Raw genomic sequence first — 18,348 nt, forward strand, 5'->3', positions numbered from 1 at the left:
TTCATTTGATTTCCATTTCGACGCCAATCTTCTATCCAAGGAATGTGCCCAGCTCACGTCCAGCCCCGGCATTCCACACACCTGCATCTGCAGTCCGTCGCAAATCCCTGGCCCCAAAAAGCGGCCTACTCCACAGTGAGCGCACCAACACTTTGGACAACCGACATGCAATGGACTCCCGCCATCGCCGTGCATCTGGCTGCAGCCCTGGCCGCCACGGCCGTAGGGCCTGTGGCACTTTGGGCCAGGCGTCGCGGCGCGGCAAGACCGCACCTGCACAGAGCCGCTGGCCATGCCTGGGTCACGCTCATGCTGGCCACGGCCCTCTCTGCCATCTTCATACCCGCCCGTCTCGGCCCCTCATGGCAAGGCCTGGGTCTTGTGCATTTTCTGGTACTGCTGACGCTGGCCATGCTGTTCATGAGCTTTCGCAGCCTGCTGCGCGGCAATATCGACGGCCACAGAAAGACCATGCAGCGCCTATATTTCGGTGCCTGCGTGGGTGCCGGCCTGTTCACGCTAGCCCCCGACCGCCGGCTGGGCCAATGGCTGATCGGGCAGTTTCAGCAGTTTTCGCAATCCAGCCTGCTGTTCAAGCTTTTGCTCAACCAGCCCGGCATGCTGCTCAAGGCAACGCCCGCATGGGTCTGGGCTTTGCTGCTCGCCTTGATAGCCCTGGGTGCAAGCCAGCTGCGAGCGCGCGAGGCCGGCCTACTACGCATTTTGCTCATGCCTTCGGCCATGGGGCTGCTGTCCATCTGGAGCCTGCTGTCGGCCTTTGGCCCCGCAGGCCAGAGCGCAGGCCTGCTCCTGGCCTGGCTGCTGCTCACGCTGTTGACCGGAGCACTCATTCTGACTCTTCTGCCTCAAGCACCAGCTGGCACGCACTATGACACAACGAGCCACAAGTTCGTGCTCCCGGGCAGCCCCCTGCCCTTGCTGCTGATTCTTGGCATTTTCATGACCAAATACCTGCTGGGTCTGGAGCTGGCCCTGCACCCCGGCTTGGCTGGAGACATCCAGCTGGGTTTTTCCATGGCCGTGCTTTATGGCCTGTTCAGCGGCTGGTTCATGGCACGCACCGCCAGGCTGTTGCGGCTGAAGCCTGGCCCCCGTCAGCTGGCGATGACCTGATGCCCGACCCCTACAATGAACTTCATGCCATCCGACCACCACCTGGAGCAACTGGCACGCCAACGGACAAGCGCCTGGGGTCTGCGTGCCTCGGCCTTTCTCGGTGCTTCGGCTTTTCCATTCAGCCCGAGCGACGGATCTTGAGCAGCATGAACTGGAAGCACAAGCTCAGGCATTTTTTGCAGATGCTGGTTTTTTGCCTGCTCGTGACCTCGGTGCAATACGCGTTCAAACCCGATGGGTCTTATGAGACTCCACTGGTCTATTCCCTCGCCATAGGCCTGTGTACCTGGGCCTTGATTGACCTGGGTCGCCATGCTTTTCCATCCAGCGCCGAAACCGGCTGGCCCCGGGGCTGGCTGGCCTGGGGACTGCCCGCCGCAGGTATTGCCATCGGCTTTGTGCTGGGCACGTTCCTGGCCGATCTCTGGACTGGCCTCTCGACCTGGCATTCGGGTCTGAGCCGGCTGCGCACCACGATGGCGATTGCGCTAATCGCAAGCCTTGCAGGCTGTTATTACTTCTACAGCCGCAGCCGCAGCATGTGGTTTGAGAGTCGGCTGCAGCAGGCCCAGCATCAGGCCACCCAAGCTCAACTGCAGCTGCTGCAAGCCCAGCTTGAGCCTCACATGCTGTTCAACACCCTGGCCAATCTGCGTGTGCTGATTGGGTCGGACCCCGAGCGCGCTCGGCTCATGCTCGATCATTTGATTGCTTTTCTCCGCGCCACATTGCAAGGCTCGCGCACAAACACCATTCCACTCGGGCATACGCTGGCCCAGGAGTTTGAACTGCTGCACAGCTATCTGGCGTTGATGGGCATGCGCATGGGCCAGCGCCTGAGCTACGTACTGGATCTACCCGAGGATCTGGCCACCACGGCCGTACCGCCTCTGCTGTTGCAGCCGCTGGTCGAAAACAGCATCCGCCACGGGCTGGAGCCGCGTGTGCAAGGTGGTTGCATCAGCGTCAGCGCACGCCGCACATCAGCCATCTGCGGCCCCTGCCTTGAGCTTTGCGTGGCCGATAACGGTCAGGGGCTGGAGCATGCACAGACCAGCCCCGAAGACGGGACTACCGGCTTTGGCACAGCTTATCTGCGCGAGCTACTGGCCAGCCGCTATGGACCGGCGGCAAGTCTTGAACTGCGGCCAGGGCCCGAAGACGGCACTCTGGCAATCATTCGCCTTCCTCTGTAACCGCCTCCATATGCAAGCTCGTGCGCTCATCGCCGAAGACGAACCTTTGCTGGCCCAGGATTTATGCCACTCCCTTGCCCTGGCCTGGCCTGCTCTGCAGATTGCTGCCGTGACCGGCGACGGTCTGAGTGCCGTGCACAAGGCCCTGGACCTGCGGCCCGATGTGCTGTTTTTCGATATACGCATGCCAGGCCAAGGTGGTCTAGAAGCCGCTGCCGAACTCGCCGAGGCCTGGCCAGAGGCTCTACCTTTTCCGGTTCTGGTCTTTGTGACCGCTTATGACCAGTACGCCATGGCAGCGTTCGATGCCCAGGCACTCGACTATGTGCTCAAGCCCGTGCAGCCCCAGCGCCTTGCGCTCACGGTCAAGCGCATACAGCAACGACTGGCCCAGTGCCGGTCCGGCAGGCTCGAAAGCACGCTGGAGCAATTGCGCGAGCTCATGCACCAGGCCTCTGCACCCGCTTCGCCCCGACTGCAGTTGATACAGGTGGGCATGGGCCATCAAATCCAGATGCTGCCCCTGTCCGAAGTCGTGTATTTCGAAGCCTCGGACAAATATCTGCGTGTGCTCACGGCCAGGCACGAATACCTGCTTCGCATGCCCTTGAAGGAGCTGCTGCCGCAGCTGGACCCAGAAATGTTCTGGCAGATACATCGCGGCACCGTGGTGCGCGCCAGCAGCATAGCCTGCGCCCAGCGCGATGAGGCCAGCCGCCTGTGGCTCAGTCTGCGCGACAGGCCCGAAAGACTGGCCGTGAGCCGGCTGTATGCCACTCGTTTCAAGGCCATGTAGCCACATTCAGAACAGACGTTGCTGCTTTTGCAAAAGCGCAGGACTGTACTGGCTGCAGTCAAGGCGCAAGGGTTCGCGGTTCAGGCCCAGTTTGCGGCAGGCGAGCCGAAAACGCTGGGCCAGCATTTGGGCCCAGAGCCCCTGGCCCTTCATGCGCTGGCCGAACTGGCTGTTGTAGCTGCGGCCTGCCTCGCGCCCGGCCTGGTCTATGCCATGCAGGTCGCGCACGCGCTCCATGACTCTTGTCGCACGTTGCGGGTAATGCAACCCAAGCCATTGCTCGAACAGCGGCGCAAGCTCCCAGGGCAGGCGCAGCACCGCGTAAAAAGCGTGACGCGCGCCAGCCTCGGCTGCGGCTGCGAGCACCTGCTCCATGTCATCGTTGAGAAACGGTATCTGCGGCGCCAGGCTCACGCCTACGGGCACGCCGGCTGCGGCCAGGGTCTGAATGGTGCTGCAGCGCCTGTACGGAGCGGCAGCGCGCGGCTCCAGCCGGCGGGCAAGCTCCGGGTTCAAGGTGCTCAGCGACAGGTGCACGCTGACCAGCCCCTGCTCGGCCAAAGGCGCCAGAAGATCCAGATCGCGCTCCACGCCGCTGCCCTTGGTCACGATGGTGAAGGGGTGACGTGCCCGGGCCAGCACTTCGATGAGTCTGCGCGTGAGCCTCAGTTCGCGTTCAATCGGCTGATAACAGTCGGTGACCGAGCCCAGCATGATGGGGCTGGGCACATGCCTGTCGCGCGCCAGCTCGGCACTCAGCAATTCGGGCAGATTCTTCTTGGCAATGAGCCGGGTCTCGAAATCCAGCCCTGGCGACCAGCCCAGATAACTGTGCGTGGGCCGTGCATAGCAGTAGATGCAGCCATGTTCACAGCCTCGGTAGGGATTCAGGCCCAGGTGATATGGCAGATCGGGAGACTCATGGCGGCTTAGCGCCGAGCGCGCCTGCTCCCAACTGAGCTCGGTGCGTACGGCCCCGGGGTCGTCGGCCAGGGCCCCACCACCCCAGCCATCGTCGAAAGCCGAGCGCTCATCCCTGGCAAAGCGATGCTCGGGCCAGTTGGCTGCACCACGCCCCTTGATGGGCAGCAAGGGCTGTACTGGAGAGAATTCTTGGCTCATCAAGATACTGTACATAAATACAGCATTCATCGCCAAGAGAAAATTCCAGACCCCATTTCTGCATCAGGGCTACGCAATTCGCCTGCGTTTGGCAAGAGGATTTCGCAGTGCTTCGTGCGGGATCGCTTGGCAGGGATTTTTATTGGCTGCACAATGTAAGGAACTCACCAACTTGGTGCCATCTCATGCCTAGGCCCGGACAAGCACGTTGCCCGGGCTTTTGTCCGTTTGAACGCCACTGATTCCTCATCAGCAGTGGCGCCCTGCATTCACTCACAGGAGCCCTACCATGGAGCGCAAGCCCCACATTATTTTGTCGTCCCTGGATCTGGAGCGCATAGAGGCCTTGCTGGACAAGCTCGCCGGCAACTTTCCAGGCCGTGAGTCTCTGGAGGCCGAGCTCGACCGGGCCGACGTGTTCGATCCCAAGGACATGCCCCCCAATGTGGTGACCATGAACTCCACGGTGCGCTTCACCATTCTGGAGTCCGGCAAGACGAATACCCTGACCCTGGTCTACCCCAAGGAAATGGACGGTAGCGTCGACAAGGTTTCCGTGTTTGCGCCCGTGGGCATTGCCCTGCTGGGCCTGAGCGTCGGCGATGAATTCCGCATGCCCAGCCCCACGGGCCAGGTCACGGTTCGTGTGGACGGCATAGACTTTCAGCCCGAAAGCGCGGGCGAGCTGCACCGCTAAGCCTGAAGCCAGCTCCCAACCTCAAAGCAGCCTCGGCTGCTTTTTTTACGCACATTCCTTCAGTGGAGCGCGGCCACGGCCGCAGCCAGCATGCCTGCCCCGACCAGACCGGCCTGCCAGCGCAGCGCCACCTGCCAGGTGGACACAGGACGCTCCACGCGCTCATAAAGCCCATACCCGGCCGCAATCGACAACACGAATGCAATTGGCATGCCCCACAAGGCGGCGACCACGGAATCAGGCCAGAAATAATGAACCACCGCATTCATGAGCAGGCAGACTGCAAAGTGCACGAGGAACACCGAATACGAGATCTGCCCCAGCCGACCCAACGGCCTCCAGCCCTGCCACTGCGCCAGCGACGGGCTGCGCATTGCGGCCACCAGAGCCAGGGCCGTGGCCCCGGCCAGGGCGATGCGGTCACGCCACTGCAAGGCCAGAGCCAGCATGACCAGGCCCACCATCAACAGACTCCAGGCCCAGGCTGCTGCCCTTTTCGGAGCCTGTACTGCCCAGCAGGCCATCATGCCCAGCCCGTAGGCACCAAAAAAGTACAGCGCCCAGTCGTCCCAATCGGCATCACGGTTGAAGCCCAGCAGCGAAGCTGCAGCCAGCAGCACGACCAGGAGTTGTGAAAGCGTCCATCCCGGGGGCCAGGCCGCAGGCCTGTGGCTCAAGCCGCGCGCCAAGACCAGCAGCAGGACCGTGAGTGCAAACAGCTGAAAGTCTATGGACACATACCAGACACCGGCCGACAGCGACTCCTCCCCCGCAATGCCTTGCAGCAGCAGCGCATGGGTGATGAGCTGCCAAAGATCCGGCTCGGCCGAAATGGACTCGTGATCAAACCAGGGCCGCACCACCTCGGACACCAGCATGACCACGACCAGGGCCACGGCATAAGGCACGATGAGCCGCACGAAGCGCCGCCCTATCCGCAGCCAGGGCGCATCGAAGCGAGCCTGCCCCTGGGGCGCGAGACTGGCAGCGGCCAGGTAGCCGCCCAGCACCAGAAAAATCTGCACGGCCATGCGCGCGTATTCGTAGAGCCAGTCGATCAGCTCTGGGATCTCTGCACGCGCCACATCGGACATGGGTCCGTAAAAAGCCAGGTGGTGCCAGACAATGGCAGCACAGGCCAGGCCCTTGGTGCAATCGAGCAGGGCGCTGCGGCTTGCTTGGGACATGATGGGAAGTTGATATGTGTCAGGGTTTGGCAAGCGTGCCAAACCCGCGATTGTGCGCGTTTCAGAACACAGCTGCAGCGCCTCAGCCCACAAAGGCACAATGGTGGGCATGACGCACAACACTCCGCTGCCCGCGTTGAACCGGCAGTTTGTTTCGCACTTTGGTGAAATGGGCAGCCGCTGGGGCATTAACCGTACCGTGGGCCAGATCTATGCACTGCTTTATCTCTCTCCCACACCGCTCAATGCCGACCAGATTGCCGAGACCCTGGAGTTCTCGCGCTCCAACGTGAGCATGGGCCTCAAGGAGCTGCAAGCCTGGCGTCTGGTTCAACTGCGCCATCAGCCCGGAGACAGGCGTGAATATTTCGAGGCGCCACAGGACGTCTGGGAGATCTTCCGCCGCCTGGCCGAAGAGCGCCGGCGCCGAGAGATCGAGCCCACACAGTCCATGCTGCGGGCCGCCATGCTCGAGGAGGCCAGTACCGACGATGAACGTTACGCCCAGCAGCGCATGCGCGACATGTATGAGCTCATAGACCGGCTCATGAGCTGGTTCGACGATGTGCAGCGGCTGTCGCCCGAGACGGCCATGCAGCTCATGGGCATGGGCACGGCTGTCACGCGCCTGCTCGAGTTCAAGGACCGGATCTCCGGCAAGAAGGGCAAGAGCCTGCCCGCAGAGGATTGAGACCGCCGGCACCAAAGTAAAAAGCCGCTCGGATGAGCGGCTTTTTGATACCTCAAGTCTTCAATGACGCAATGGCAGCCTCACTCTTCGGCTGTCATTGCCTTCAAGAGACTTGCACTCACCTGCGCTTTTCGCGCTGGCTGTCCGCAAGCAGTTCACGGCGGGTGTGCTCATCATCCATGAGTTCGAACCACATGGCGTTGAGTACGGCAAAGGCGGCCGCCAGAGGCAGGCCTAGCAACCAGGCAAAGTACCACATGCTGTTTCAATCCTTTTCTAGCAAATCAATAGGAGTGGCCCTTGCCCGTTGCAATTGCCATCGGGTCCACCTTGCCGCGCAAGATGCTGTAGACCCAGCTGGTATAGGCAAGAATGATGGGCACGAAGATCAGGGCGCAGACCAGCATGATGAACAGCGTCAAATGGCTGGAGGATGAGTCCCATACCGTGAGGCTGAACTGCGGATCCAGCGATGAAGGCAGGATGAAGGGGAACATGGAAGCCCCCACGCTCAGGATGATGCCCGCAATGCCCAGACCGCTGGCCAGCAGGCCCAGCCACTCTCGCCGCAGCCACATGCCGCAGGCCGACAGAAGCGGCAGCAGCAATCCCAGGGCCGGCACGAGATACAGCACTGGCTGTGCCTTGTAGTTCGCGAACCAGGCCCCCGCCTCAAGCGCTGCGGTCTTGAGCATGGGGTTCGAAGGTCCGGTCTTGTTCACAGCACTCGTAATGCTGTAGCCATCAAGGCCGCTCAGCCACAGGCCACCCACCGCGAACAGCAGCGTGGTGAGCACGGCCGCCAGCACGCCCCATTTGCGCGCGCGCTCGGCGACCTCGCCATCGGTCTTGAACAACAGCCAGGCCGCGCCATGCATGAGCAGCATGGCCAGCGAGACCAGGCCGCACAGCAGCGCAAACGGATTGAGCAGTCCCAGGAAGCTGCCTTCGTAATAAATGCGCATGTCCGAGCCCAGGCCGAAGGGCACGCCCTGCAGCACATTGCCCACGGCCACGCCAAAGATCAGCGCGGGCACGACCCCGGCCATGCACAGCACCGCATCCCAGCGCGAGCGCCAGGCCGGGCTCTCTCGCTTGCTGCGAAACTTGAAGGCCACGGGACGCAGAATCAGTGCCACCAGAGCCGCGAACATGGCCAGGTAAAAGCCCGAGAACGAGACTGCATACAGCTGCGGCCAGGCCGCAAAAATGGCTCCCCCCCCCAGGATCAGCCAGACCTGGTTGCCTTCCCAGACCGGGCCTATGGAGTTGATGACCACGCGCCGCTCCACATCGGTCTTGGCCGCAAGCGGCAGCAAGGCCGCCGCCCCGAGATCGAAGCCGTCGGTCACGGCAAAGCCTATGAGCAAGATAGCCAGCAGCACCCACCAGATCAGGCGCAAGATGTCGTAACTTATTAGTTCATGCAAGATCATGTGACTCTTTCCTTTGTCTGCCTCAGGCCTTGCCGGCCATCTGCTTCATGAGCGGGTAGTAATTGCTCAAATGGGCGTCGCTCACCTCTTGCGGCCCCTTGCGTATGGAATGGAGCATGAGCTTCATCTCGATGACGAAGATCACGGTGTAGATCAGGATGAAGCCCGCAATCGTGGCCAGCAACGCACTGGCTCCGAGGTTGGAGACGGCCAGCGCCGTGGGCAGAACGCCTTCAATGATCCAGGGCTGGCGGCCCAGCTCGGCCACGATCCAGCCGCTCTCGGCAGCAATCCACGGCAGGGGAATGGACAGCACGGCGATCTTGAGCAGCCAGGGGTGGGCATCCAGCCTGCGGCGAACCGACAGCCAGAAGAAGCAGGCCGTGAGCGCAATGAAGAACATGCCCAGGGCGACCATGATACGGAAGGCCCAGAACAGCGGACCCACGGGCGGAACCGTATCCATGGCCGCCTGGCGGACCTGCTCATCCGTGGCCTGGCGCGGATCGTCCAGATAGCGCTTGAGCAGCAGGGCGTAGCCCAGGTAGGCACCGTTGTTCTCGAAGCGCATGCGAGCCTCGGCCGGGACCTCGGCCTCCGTCTTGGCCGCACGAATGGTCTGCAGCGCGTCGTAGGCATCAATGCCGTTTCGGATATAGCCTTCGGCGTTGTTGACGAGATCCTTGATGCCCGGGATTTCGGTATCCAGCGAACGCGTGCCAATCAGCCCCATGACCCATGGAATGTGCACCGCGTAATGGGTCTCGCGCGCATCCTGGTCAGGAAAGCCGAAGGCCGTGAATGCCGCTGGAGCAGCTTCGGTATCCCACATGGCCTCGATGGCCGCCAGCTTCATTTTCTGATGTTCGGAAGACAGATAGCCTGATTCGTCTCCCAGCACCACGACCGACAGCGAAGCCGCAAGGCCGAACGAAGCGGCCACTGTCATGGAGCGCTTGGCCAGTTGCGCATGCCTGCCCTTGAGCAGATACCAGGCCGAGACGCCCAGCACAAAAATGGCTGCCGTCACATAGCCGGCCGAGACCGTATGCACGAACTTGGCCTGGGCCACGGGGTTCGTGAGCACGGCCCCAAAGTCCGTGACCTCCATGCGCATGGTCTGTGGATTGAGCTGGGCTCCCACGGGGTTTTGCATCCAGCCGTTGGCAATCAGAATCCACAAGGCCGAGAAATTCGAGCCTATGGCCACCAGCCAGGTCGCGATCAAGTGCCCGACCCGGCTCATGCGCTCCCATCCAAAGAAGAACAGGCCCACGAACGTGGCCTCGAGGAAAAAGGCCATCAGACCTTCGATGGCCAGCGGGGCACCAAAGATATCGCCCACATAGTGGCTGTAGTAGCTCCAGTTCATGCCGAACTGGAACTCCATGACGATGCCCGTGGCAACGCCCATCGCGAAGTTGATGCCGAACAACACGCCCCAGAACTTGGTCATGTCGCGCCAGATCGTGCGCCCCGTCATCACATAAACCGTCTCCATGATGGCGATGAGCACCGACAGGCCCAGCGTCAATGGCACGAACAGAAAGTGGTAGAGCGCCGTCACCGCGAACTGAAGCCGCGATAAATCGACGATATCTAAGCTCATGTTGAAGTCCTTTCCAAAGATTTTTATTGACTAAAGCCTGGCCCCGCCCTCAGCCCCGTTCCTCAAATTCGTCCCTGCGCAGGCGCTCCAGTGCCTGCTCGAAAGCCGTTGTGCCGCGTACGGCCTCCAGCACCACTCGGCCCCGATCCACGCATATCAATCTGTCGGCCAGGCAGGCCTCGCGGTACTTGTGAGTTGCCAGAATCAGGCTACGCCCATGCGCGGCCTGGTCCAGGCGCTGCAGCAAATCCATGGCGGTCGCTGCATCCAGCCCTTCCGTGGGTTCGTCCAGCAGCCAGCAGGGAGCAGGGCTCAGCAGCAGCCGGGCCAGGGCCAGGCGCCGGGCCTGCCCACCGGACAGGCCCAGGCCGCCTTCGCCCAGCTGCGTGTCCAGGCCCTGCGGCAGACTGCGCACGAAGTCGGCCAGGCCTGCTGTCTTGAGCACCCGCCACAGTTGCTCATCGGTGGCATCGGGACTGGCCAGACGCAGGTTGTCGCGCAAGCTGTCCAGGAATAATTCGGTACGCTGGGTCAGCCAGCTGCAGCCGCCGGCCCGCACCCTGCCCTGCATGGGCGCAAGCTCACCGGCAATCAAGCCCAGCAACGAGCTCTTGCCTGCGCCACTTGGACCCAGCAAGGCCAGCCGCTCACCTGTGCGCAGCTGCAAATGAATACCTTGCGCCAAGCCATGACGCGGCATGGCTGCGACAAGCTCCACGGCCACGCCTGGCGCAGGAGCTTCGGGAGCAGCTTCGCGCACGCCATCAAGCAAGGCAGGCGCCAGACGGCGCGCGGCCAGCCAGCTGCGCCCGGCTTCCAGAGCTCCCCGGCGAAGTGCGGAGAAAGGCTCCATGGCAGACAGAACCAGCAGCAAGCCCAACGCTGCCACCGGCGCCCCCAGTTTCCCCTCCTGAGCCAGCCAGCCCAGGCCAAGCAAGGCCAGGGCCAGGGCCAGGGCCGAAGCCAGTCCTTGAAAAAGCACCGCTTTCGCATCCAGCCCATACAACTGCCGATCGGCTCCGGCCATGCGCAGGTCCCGGGCCTTGATGCTCTCGCACTGGGCCTTCAGGCGTCCTGCCATGAGTAGCTCGGTCTGGCCTGCCACCAGATCCACGGTGCGCGCTCGCAGGGATTCAAGCGCCAGTGCACGCCGCCAGGCCGGAGCACGCGAGCGGCCTGCAAGCCAGAGATTGCTGCCCAGACCGGCCAGCAGCAGCCACAAACCCAGGCCCAGGCCCAGCCACCACTGCATCAGGCCCAGTGCCAGTGCAGCGAACAGGACTGCCCCCAAGGCTGCCCACAAAGGCACGAACAAACGCAGATAAAGGCTGTCCAGCGCATCCACATCGGCCGTCAGCCGCTGCAACAGGCGTGCAGGCCTTTGCATCAAGATACGCGCGGCCTCCGGCCGGGCCCAGGCTCTGAGCAGACGCTCCCGCAGCGCTGCAAGCACGGCCAGCGTTGCATCATGGGTGATCAAGCGCTCTGCATAGCGCGAGCCCGTGCGCCCCAGGGCCAGCAGCCGTATACCCGCCGAGGGCATGAACACATCGAAAACCAGGGCCGTGGCCGAGGCCAGCCCCGCGATCGCCGTAGCCGTGATGAACCAGCCCGAAAGACCCAGCAGCCCCATGCCCATGAGCACGGTCAACAGGCTCAGACAGGCGCCGCCCAGCCACAGGCGCCTGGGAGCCATCGCAGCGAGCTCCGCCAGCAAGAGCCGCAAATGCTGGTGATGATCGGGCTTCATGCCGGTCGCTCCTCTAGTCCGCAGGCCGACGGATGGATATCCATGGGCTCTGACAGGTCCAGCCTGCGATGCATCAGCGCCGCCAGTTCTTCATCATGGGTGGCCACGATCAGCGTCCGGCCCCGTGCCAGTTCCAGCAAGGCTTGAATGACCTGGGCGGCGGTCGCCCCGTCAAGATGGGCCGTGGGCTCATCGACGAGCAGCAAGCCCGCCTCGCTGGACAAGGCCAGCCGCGCAAGCGCCAGCCTCACGACCTCACCGCCCGACAGGCCTGAGCCGCCTTCGCCCAACGAAGCCCCCGGGCGTCCAAGCATGATATGACCCAGACCTGCACGCTCGGCGGCCTGCACCATCTGCGTCGCGCTCACGCGGTCGCGGCCCAGGCTCAGATTCATGCCCATCGAGCCCCCAAACACATGCGGGCGCTGCCCCATCCAGGCCATGCGCGCGCGCAGGCTGCCTGCGCTTGCACCGGTCAGTAGCTTTCCATCGACAAAGATCCTCCCGGACTCGGCCGTCGGCAGCAGGCCCGCGATCTGGGCCAGCAACACGGACTTGCCACTCCCGCTGGGCCCGCACAAGGCCAGATGCTCTCCAGGCTTGAGCTCCAGAGCCGGCAAGGTCTGGATACGCGAGCTGCCCGGGGCATGGATGCGCAGGCGCTCCAGCCTCAGCGCACAGCCGCGAGTCGCAGTCTCGGGCGATGAAGATCCATTGCCAGCCTCTTCGCGACCAGCTCCCTGCAGAGTTTGCGCACCGCTCCCCAGCTGGGCCAGCGCGGCCTCGGCGGCCTGGCCTGCAGCCTTGTCATGCCATACGGCCGAGAGCTCGCGCAAAGGCTCGAAAAAGGCCGGCGCCAGCAAGAGCACGAACAAGGCCTGGCCCAGGTCGAGCTTGTGTCCCCAACTGCCAAAGTCCATGGGCCCCAGCAAATGAAAGCCCACATAGACCGCAACCATGGCCACGCCCAGCGCCGAGAACAGCTCCAGCACGGCCGAGGACAGAAAAGCAATGCGCAGCACACGCATGCTGCGCACACGCAGGGACTCGGCATTGGAGCGCAAGCGCCTTGCCGTCGCATCCACGGCATCCAAGGCCCTGAGCGTGCTCAAGCCACGCAGCCTGTCGAGCAGGAAGGCATTCATGCCGCCCAGCTCGACCATCTGCTCTTCGCTGGCGGCACGTGCACGCCAGCCTACGATGGCCATGAACAAGGGGATCAACGGCGCTGCCAGCAGCAGGATCAAGGCTGCCACCCAGCTCTGCCAGGCCACGGCAGCAAGCAGCAGCCAAGGCACAAGGCGCACGCGCCACTGCGCGCTGCGGTAGCGCGACAGCCAGGGCACCATGGCTTCGGCCTGCTCGGCCATGGCGCTTGCAGCCTGACCCGAAGCAGCGCGCTCACGGTCCAGCGGCGAGCTGGCGGCCAGTGCCTGCACGGCCGCGGCCCGCATGGCACTCAAGCGATCACGTGCCTGCAAGCTCGCCAGTTGCCCCCCCTTGGCCTCGCACCAGGCGCGCAACCCGCCGAACAAGGCCACGCCAGCGGCCAGTGGCCAAAGCGATGCCAGGCCCCTCCCCTGGGCAATGGTCTGCACGCCCGAAGCCAGCAGCCAGGCCTGAGGCAGCCACAGCCAGGAAGCCAGCACCAGCAGTGCAATGGCGGCGTACTCCTGGAACGTGGCAGCCTCTTTCTCTAGACTGGGCTGCGCCAGGAAAGCTCCGGGCGCAGCGTTCAACGGCTGCGGATCTTCCCTCTCACCCAAGCCCGAGCGTCGCTCTGCGCCAAGAGCCCGCCCGGCCAGAGACTGACCAGACATCGAGCCCAAATCTGAGGGAGAGTTTGTTTTCTTCATTTTTGAAATTTCAGTTCTTCCTGAAACTTCATTAAGTTTATTAAAGATTTGAATACCCAGAGAATCCTTGCATAAAAGCACCATTTATTACTCGGATTTACACAAGAGGATTGACGCAAAAAAGGCGCAAAAAAAACGGCGTCCAAGGACGCCGTTGCTTAGGATCAATTTTCCAATCTGCTTGTCAGACGGAGACTGACAGTCTTTCGCGAGCCTGTGCATATTCACGCTTGAAGCGCTGCACCAGTTCGGCCGTGCTGGTGATTTCGGAAATCGCACCAATGCCCTGGCCGCAGCCCCAGATGTCCTTCCAGGCCTTTTTGGCATCGCCACCAAAATTCATCTTGCTGGGATCCGACTCCGGCAGATTTTCCGGATCCAGCCCTGCCGCACGAATCGACGGCGCAAGATAGTTGCCGTGCACGCCGGTGAACAGGTTGCTGTAGACGATGTCGTCGGAGTTGCAGTCCACGATGGCCTGTTTGTAGGCCTCCTGGGCACGCGCTTCGTGCGTGGCGATGAAGGCCGAGCCTATGTAGGCAAAGTCGGCCCCCATGGCCTGGGCCGCAAGAATGGCACCGCCCGAAGCGATCGAGCCCGACAGCGCCAGAGGGCCGTCAAACCACTGGCGAATTTCCTGAATCAGCGCAAACGGGCTCTTCACGCCTGCGTGTCCACCCGCACCTGTTGCAACAGCGATCAAGCCGTCCGCACCCTTCTCAACCGCCTTGTGCGCAAACTTGTTGTTGATGATGTCGTGCAAGACCACGCCACCCCAGCTGTGCACGGCCTGGTTCACGTCTTCGCGTGCACCCAGGCTGGTGATGACGATCGGCACCTTGTACTTGGCACAGACCTGCATGTCGTGATCCAGACGGTCATTGCTCTTGTGCACGATCTGGTTGATCGCAAACGGAGCCGAGGGCCGGTCGGGGTTGGCCTTGTCCCAGGCGGCCAAAGTCTCGGTGATTTCGGCCAGCCAGTCTTCGAGCTGCTCTGCAGGCCTGGCATTGAGCGCAGGCATGGATCCAACGACTCCGGCCTTGCACTGCTCTATCACCAGCTTTGGGTTGCTGATGATGAACAGTGGCGAGCCGATGACGGGCAAGCCCAGCTTTTGCAGCACGGGGGGCAATTTGGACATTTTTGAGTCTCCTTTCGAGCTTGTTATTAAAAAGAGCTGAAGCGCCCAGTCATCAAGCGCTGACAGCTCCTGAATTCATAGTATTGCGGCTACATTAAAAGGCTTCCATGGGCAAAGCCATGGTGCTGTCGCCGCCATGCACAATCGACTCGGCCTGGCCTGCGACCTTGGTCAGAATGTGCTCGGCATAGAACTGGGCCGTGGCCAGCTTGGCTTGCATGAAGGCCTGATCCTCGCCCTTGGTCAGCAACTCTTGGGCCGCAAGCACCGAGCGCCCCAGTTGCCAGCCGGCAACCAGATTACCCGTGAGCATGAGGTAGGGAACACTGCCCGCATACACGGCATTGGGGTTGGCTCTGGATTGAGCAACGACAAAGTCCACCACCTGCACAAAGGCCTCGCGTGCCTCGGCCAGGCGCGCCGCAACGACCTTGGCCACAGGGGTTGCGCTGGCGTTGAGCTCGGCCTCGGTGCCCGCGATCTGAGCGGCAATCGCCTTGGCCATCCGCCCGCCATCACGACCGGTCTTGCGCCCCACGAGGTCGTTGGCCTGGATGGCGGTCGTGCCTTCGTAAATGGTCAGGATCTTGGCATCGCGGTAGTACTGGGCAGCGCCTGTTTCCTCGATGAAGCCCATGCCGCCATGCACCTGCACGCCCAGACTCGTGACTTCCAGACTCATCTCGGTGCTATAGCCCTTGACCAGAGGCACCATGAACTCGTAGAAGGCTGCATTGTCCTCGCGCACCTTGGCATCGGGATGGTGGTGGGCCGCATCGTAGGCAGCTGCAGCCGTGGCGGCCATGGCTCGGCAGCCTTCGGTGTAGGCGCGCATGGTCATGAGCATGCGGCGCACATCGGGGTGATGGATGATGGTGGCGCTGGCTTTCACCGATCCATCCACGGGACGGCTTTGCACACGCTCCTTCGCATAGGCCACGGCATGCTGATAGGCGCGCTCGGCCACGGCTATGCCTTGCATGCCCACGGCATAGCGGGCCGCGTTCATCATGATGAACATGTACTCAAGGCCGCGGTTTTCCTCGCCGACCAGATAGCCAATGGCACCGCCGTTGTCGCCGTATTGCAGCACCGCCGTGGGGCTGGCCTTGATACCCATCTTGTGCTCTATGGACACGCAATGCACATCGTTGCGCTCGCCCAGGCTGCCATCGGCATTCACGAGGAGCTTGGGCACGACGAACAGACTGATGCCCTTGACGCCTTCGGGCGCCCCGGCCACACGGGCCAGCACCAGATGGACGATGTTCTCGGCCATGTCGTGCTCGCCATAGGTGATGAAGATCTTGGTGCCGAACACCTTGTAGCTGCCATCGGCCTGGGGCTCGGCCTTGGTACGCACCAGGGCCAGATCCGAGCCGGCCTGAGGCTCGGTCAGGTTCATCGTACCGGTCCACTCGCCCGTGACCAGCTTTTCCAGATATGTCGCCTTGAGCTCATCGCTGCCTGCGGTCAGCAGGGCCTCGATGGCGCCGTCGGTCAGCAGCGGGCACAGCGCAAAGCTCAGGTTGGCACTGTTGAGCATTTCTATGCAGGCCGCGCCAATGGTCTTGGGCAGCCCTTGTCCGCCATATGCAACCGGGTGCTGCAGGCCTTGCCAGCCACCCTGACCATATTGGGCGAACGCATCCTTGAACCCCGCCGTAGTCGTGACCACACCATCCTTGAGGCTGGAAGGCTGGACATCGCCGGGCACATTCAGAGGCGCAACCACGCCCTCGCACAGCTTGGCGCATTCTTCCAGCACGGCCTGGGCCGTTTCCAGGCCGGCCTCTTCAAAGCCTGGGATCTGGGCCACTTGATCGATCTTGGCCAGATGCTCCATGGCAAACAGCATGTCTTTGACGGGAACGGAATATGTCATTGCTCTACCTTGTTAGGACTTGCACAAAAAAACATCCACAAAGCCTGTTCCGCAGAGGACAGGCACTTGTCAGAAGTCGCTTTGCGCAGGTTGTGTTTTGAATACCAAACTATTGCGCGGCCCTTGCACAGAGGCGGCGGCATTGATGCATCACTGGGTGACACGCCCCGATGCGTTCACGATGGACAGATCCACAAACCTGGACCCCGTTTGTGAACCCGAAGCGAAGCCAATCCAGTACCCTCCCAGATCCAGGGAGTCGAGACTCTTGAGCGCCGTGACCAGCTTGTCGCGCGTGGGCTGAGGGCTGCGGCGCAAAGCCTCGACCAGCACTCTGGCATTCACATAGCCTTCCATCATCACGTGGCTCACCGGCACCTGCAGCGACGAGCCGGCTGCAGCCACGGCATCGCGGAATTCCTTGCTCAAGCGCCCCGAGACCTTGTAGGGACTGGGCACGACCTGGGCAATCGACAGACCGCTCAGGTATTCGACGGGAAGACGCTTGGCCAGCTGTTCTATGTCCGCTTCGGAATTGGCATAGACCTGGGCTGTTCCTCCAGCAAGGCGATACGTTTCAACGAAGGCGGCGGTCACCGGGCTGGAAGCAACGACCAGCAAGACCTGGGGGGCCGGCTTCACCGCCTGAACCTGCTCCACGACTTTGTCATTGGCGCCCTTGCCTTGAACCAGCATGACACTGGTCACGAGCTTGGCTCCAGCAGCCTCGGTCGCCTTTTGAACCAGCTCGGTCAAGGCTTTGGCATCCGGCCTTTCGTCGTGCACCAGGGCCAGGCGCGTGACACCGACCGCAGCCAGATGCGAGGCAATCTTGCCCATCTCTTCGGGCAGACTTGCACGGGTGCTGAAAATACGGGGGGCAGCCAGTACCTGGGTATCCGTGCTTTGGTAGCCGACCAAGGCAATCTGATGTCTGTCCAGCAGCTTGCTGTCGAGCAAGGCCGATAGATTGCGATTGCCGAAATAGCCTGCCAACACCAGTGGCTTGGACTCCTCCAGTAGCTGGCGCGTCTTGCTGACGGTCTCATCGGGGTGAGAGGCATCGTCGAGTGTGACCAGCTCCATGGGCTGACCTTGAACTCCGCCAGCCTTGTTGACCTGCTCGAAATAAAGACGCATGCCTTGTGCATAGGCACGCCCCTGTACAGCCGACCCGCCGCTCAAGGGGGCGACCTGACCCACCACCCAAGCCTGGGCTGCGAATGCCATTCCCCCACAAACCAGGGCCGCAGCCATGCGCATCCACTTCAAACGTTTTGTCTCCATGTCTTGTTCATCCCGGCAGCTCGGGGCCGGCCCTCTCGCTTTGCTTTTCTACAGGACAGTGCGATATGCACTCGCTACTCGCTCTTGGTACATAAAAAGAAGGGAGCGATTAGCCCCCTTCTTCATGCCTTGATGGCTTACAGAGCCTGTACCAGCTCGGGCACGGCGGCGAACAGGTCGGCCTCCAGCCCGTAGTCGGCAACGCTGAAGATCGGCGCCTCGGGGTCCTTGTTGATCGCCACGATCACCTTGGAATCCTTCATGCCCGCCAGATGCTGGATCGCTCCCGAGATGCCCAGTGCAATGTACAGCTGCGGCGCCACGATCTTGCCCGTCTGCCCCACCTGCAGGTCATTGGGCGCATAGCCCGCGTCCACCGCCGCGCGCGAGGCGCCAATCGCCGCGCCCAGCTTGTCCGCCAGCGGCGTGATGACTTCCTCGAACTTCTCGCTGCTGCCCAGTGCACGGCCACCCGAGACGATGATCTTCGCTGCCGTCAGCTCGGGACGGTCGCTCTTGGTCACTTCACGCCCCACAAAGCTGCTCTTGCCCGAG

Annotated in this window: 16 protein-coding genes; 5 read left to right on the plus strand and 11 right to left on the minus strand. The window is 62.3% G+C overall.

The annotated features are described in order from the left end of the window. Nucleotides 1-165: 165 nt before the first annotated feature. The 3 genes from G486_RS24760 (at nt 166) to G486_RS0101625 (ending at nt 3,129) form a co-directional block, all read left to right on the plus strand. Entirely contained in the window at nt 166-1,134 is a 969-nt protein-coding gene (locus G486_RS24760) for a DUF6622 family protein (protein WP_342667314.1), read from the plus strand. A gap of 149 nt (nt 1,135-1,283) precedes the next feature. Further along, on the plus strand, nt 1,284-2,333 hold the full coding sequence (locus G486_RS0101620; RefSeq protein ID WP_034386256.1) for a sensor histidine kinase: 1,050 nt from the start codon (nt 1,284-1,286) through the stop codon (nt 2,331-2,333). Nucleotides 2,334-2,343: 10 nt separating this feature from the next. Then, complete coding sequence (locus tag G486_RS0101625) at nt 2,344-3,129, plus strand: LytR/AlgR family response regulator transcription factor (RefSeq protein ID WP_027013956.1); 786 nt, start codon at nt 2,344-2,346, stop codon at nt 3,127-3,129. Between the two features lie 6 nt (nt 3,130-3,135). Here G486_RS0101625 and G486_RS0101630 read toward each other — a convergent pair whose 3' ends face one another. Beyond that, a complete protein-coding gene (locus G486_RS0101630) occupies nt 3,136-4,251 on the minus strand; it encodes a PA0069 family radical SAM protein (protein WP_027013957.1) in 1,116 nt (371 codons plus the stop codon). 289 nt (nt 4,252-4,540) lie between these two features. On the opposite strand from G486_RS0101630, the gene rnk reads away from it, so the two are divergent. Beyond that, nucleotides 4,541-4,948, plus strand: a complete 408-nt coding sequence (rnk, locus tag G486_RS0101635) for a nucleoside diphosphate kinase regulator (protein WP_027013958.1) — start codon at nt 4,541-4,543, stop codon at nt 4,946-4,948. A 59-nt stretch (nt 4,949-5,007) separates the two neighbouring features. On the opposite strand, the gene G486_RS0101640 is transcribed toward rnk, so the two are convergent. Further along, entirely contained in the window at nt 5,008-6,135 is a 1,128-nt protein-coding gene (locus G486_RS0101640) for an acyltransferase family protein (RefSeq protein ID WP_027013959.1), read from the minus strand. A 109-nt stretch (nt 6,136-6,244) separates the two neighbouring features. Between G486_RS0101640 and G486_RS0101645 the strand changes: the two genes are divergently transcribed. After that, the gene (locus G486_RS0101645) at nt 6,245-6,826 is read left to right on the plus strand and encodes a GbsR/MarR family transcriptional regulator (RefSeq protein WP_211233741.1); all 582 of its coding nucleotides are present in this window, start codon (nt 6,245-6,247) and stop codon (nt 6,824-6,826) included. 118 nt (nt 6,827-6,944) lie between these two features. Here G486_RS0101645 and cydX read toward each other — a convergent pair whose 3' ends face one another. From cydX to G486_RS0101690, 9 genes are all read right to left on the minus strand, one after another. Beyond that, nucleotides 6,945-7,085: a cytochrome bd-I oxidase subunit CydX gene (gene cydX / locus G486_RS0101650; RefSeq protein ID WP_027013961.1), complete on the minus strand. Its 141-nt coding sequence runs from the start codon at nt 7,083-7,085 to the stop codon at nt 6,945-6,947. A 25-nt stretch (nt 7,086-7,110) separates the two neighbouring features. Then, complete coding sequence (cydB, locus tag G486_RS0101655; protein WP_027013962.1) at nt 7,111-8,262, minus strand: cytochrome d ubiquinol oxidase subunit II; 1,152 nt, start codon at nt 8,260-8,262, stop codon at nt 7,111-7,113. Between the two features lie 22 nt (nt 8,263-8,284). After that, nucleotides 8,285-9,871: a cytochrome ubiquinol oxidase subunit I gene (locus G486_RS0101660; RefSeq protein ID WP_027013963.1), complete on the minus strand. Its 1,587-nt coding sequence runs from the start codon at nt 9,869-9,871 to the stop codon at nt 8,285-8,287. A gap of 49 nt (nt 9,872-9,920) precedes the next feature. Then, entirely contained in the window at nt 9,921-11,621 is a 1,701-nt protein-coding gene (locus G486_RS0101665) for an amino acid ABC transporter ATP-binding/permease protein (RefSeq protein ID WP_027013964.1), read from the minus strand. Then, entirely contained in the window at nt 11,618-13,282 is a 1,665-nt protein-coding gene (gene cydD / locus G486_RS21305) for a thiol reductant ABC exporter subunit CydD (protein WP_051303013.1), read from the minus strand. The genes G486_RS0101665 and cydD overlap by 4 nt, the downstream gene beginning before the upstream one ends. A gap of 379 nt (nt 13,283-13,661) precedes the next feature. Further along, entirely contained in the window at nt 13,662-14,621 is a 960-nt protein-coding gene (locus G486_RS0101675) for an NAD(P)H-dependent flavin oxidoreductase (protein ID WP_027013965.1), read from the minus strand. Between the two features lie 94 nt (nt 14,622-14,715). Further along, a complete protein-coding gene (locus G486_RS0101680; protein ID WP_027013966.1) occupies nt 14,716-16,506 on the minus strand; it encodes an acyl-CoA dehydrogenase in 1,791 nt (596 codons plus the stop codon). Between the two features lie 150 nt (nt 16,507-16,656). Next, nucleotides 16,657-17,793: an ABC transporter substrate-binding protein gene (locus G486_RS0101685; protein WP_027013967.1), complete on the minus strand. Its 1,137-nt coding sequence runs from the start codon at nt 17,791-17,793 to the stop codon at nt 16,657-16,659. Between the two features lie 137 nt (nt 17,794-17,930). Next, nucleotides 17,931-18,348: electron transfer flavoprotein subunit alpha/FixB family protein (locus G486_RS0101690; protein WP_027013968.1), on the minus strand; the 418-nt coding region annotated here is incomplete at its 5' end.

Origin of the sequence: Comamonas composti DSM 21721 (assembly GCF_000429845.1) — a bacterium.
Taxonomy (GTDB): domain Bacteria; phylum Pseudomonadota; class Gammaproteobacteria; order Burkholderiales; family Burkholderiaceae_C; genus Comamonas; species Comamonas composti.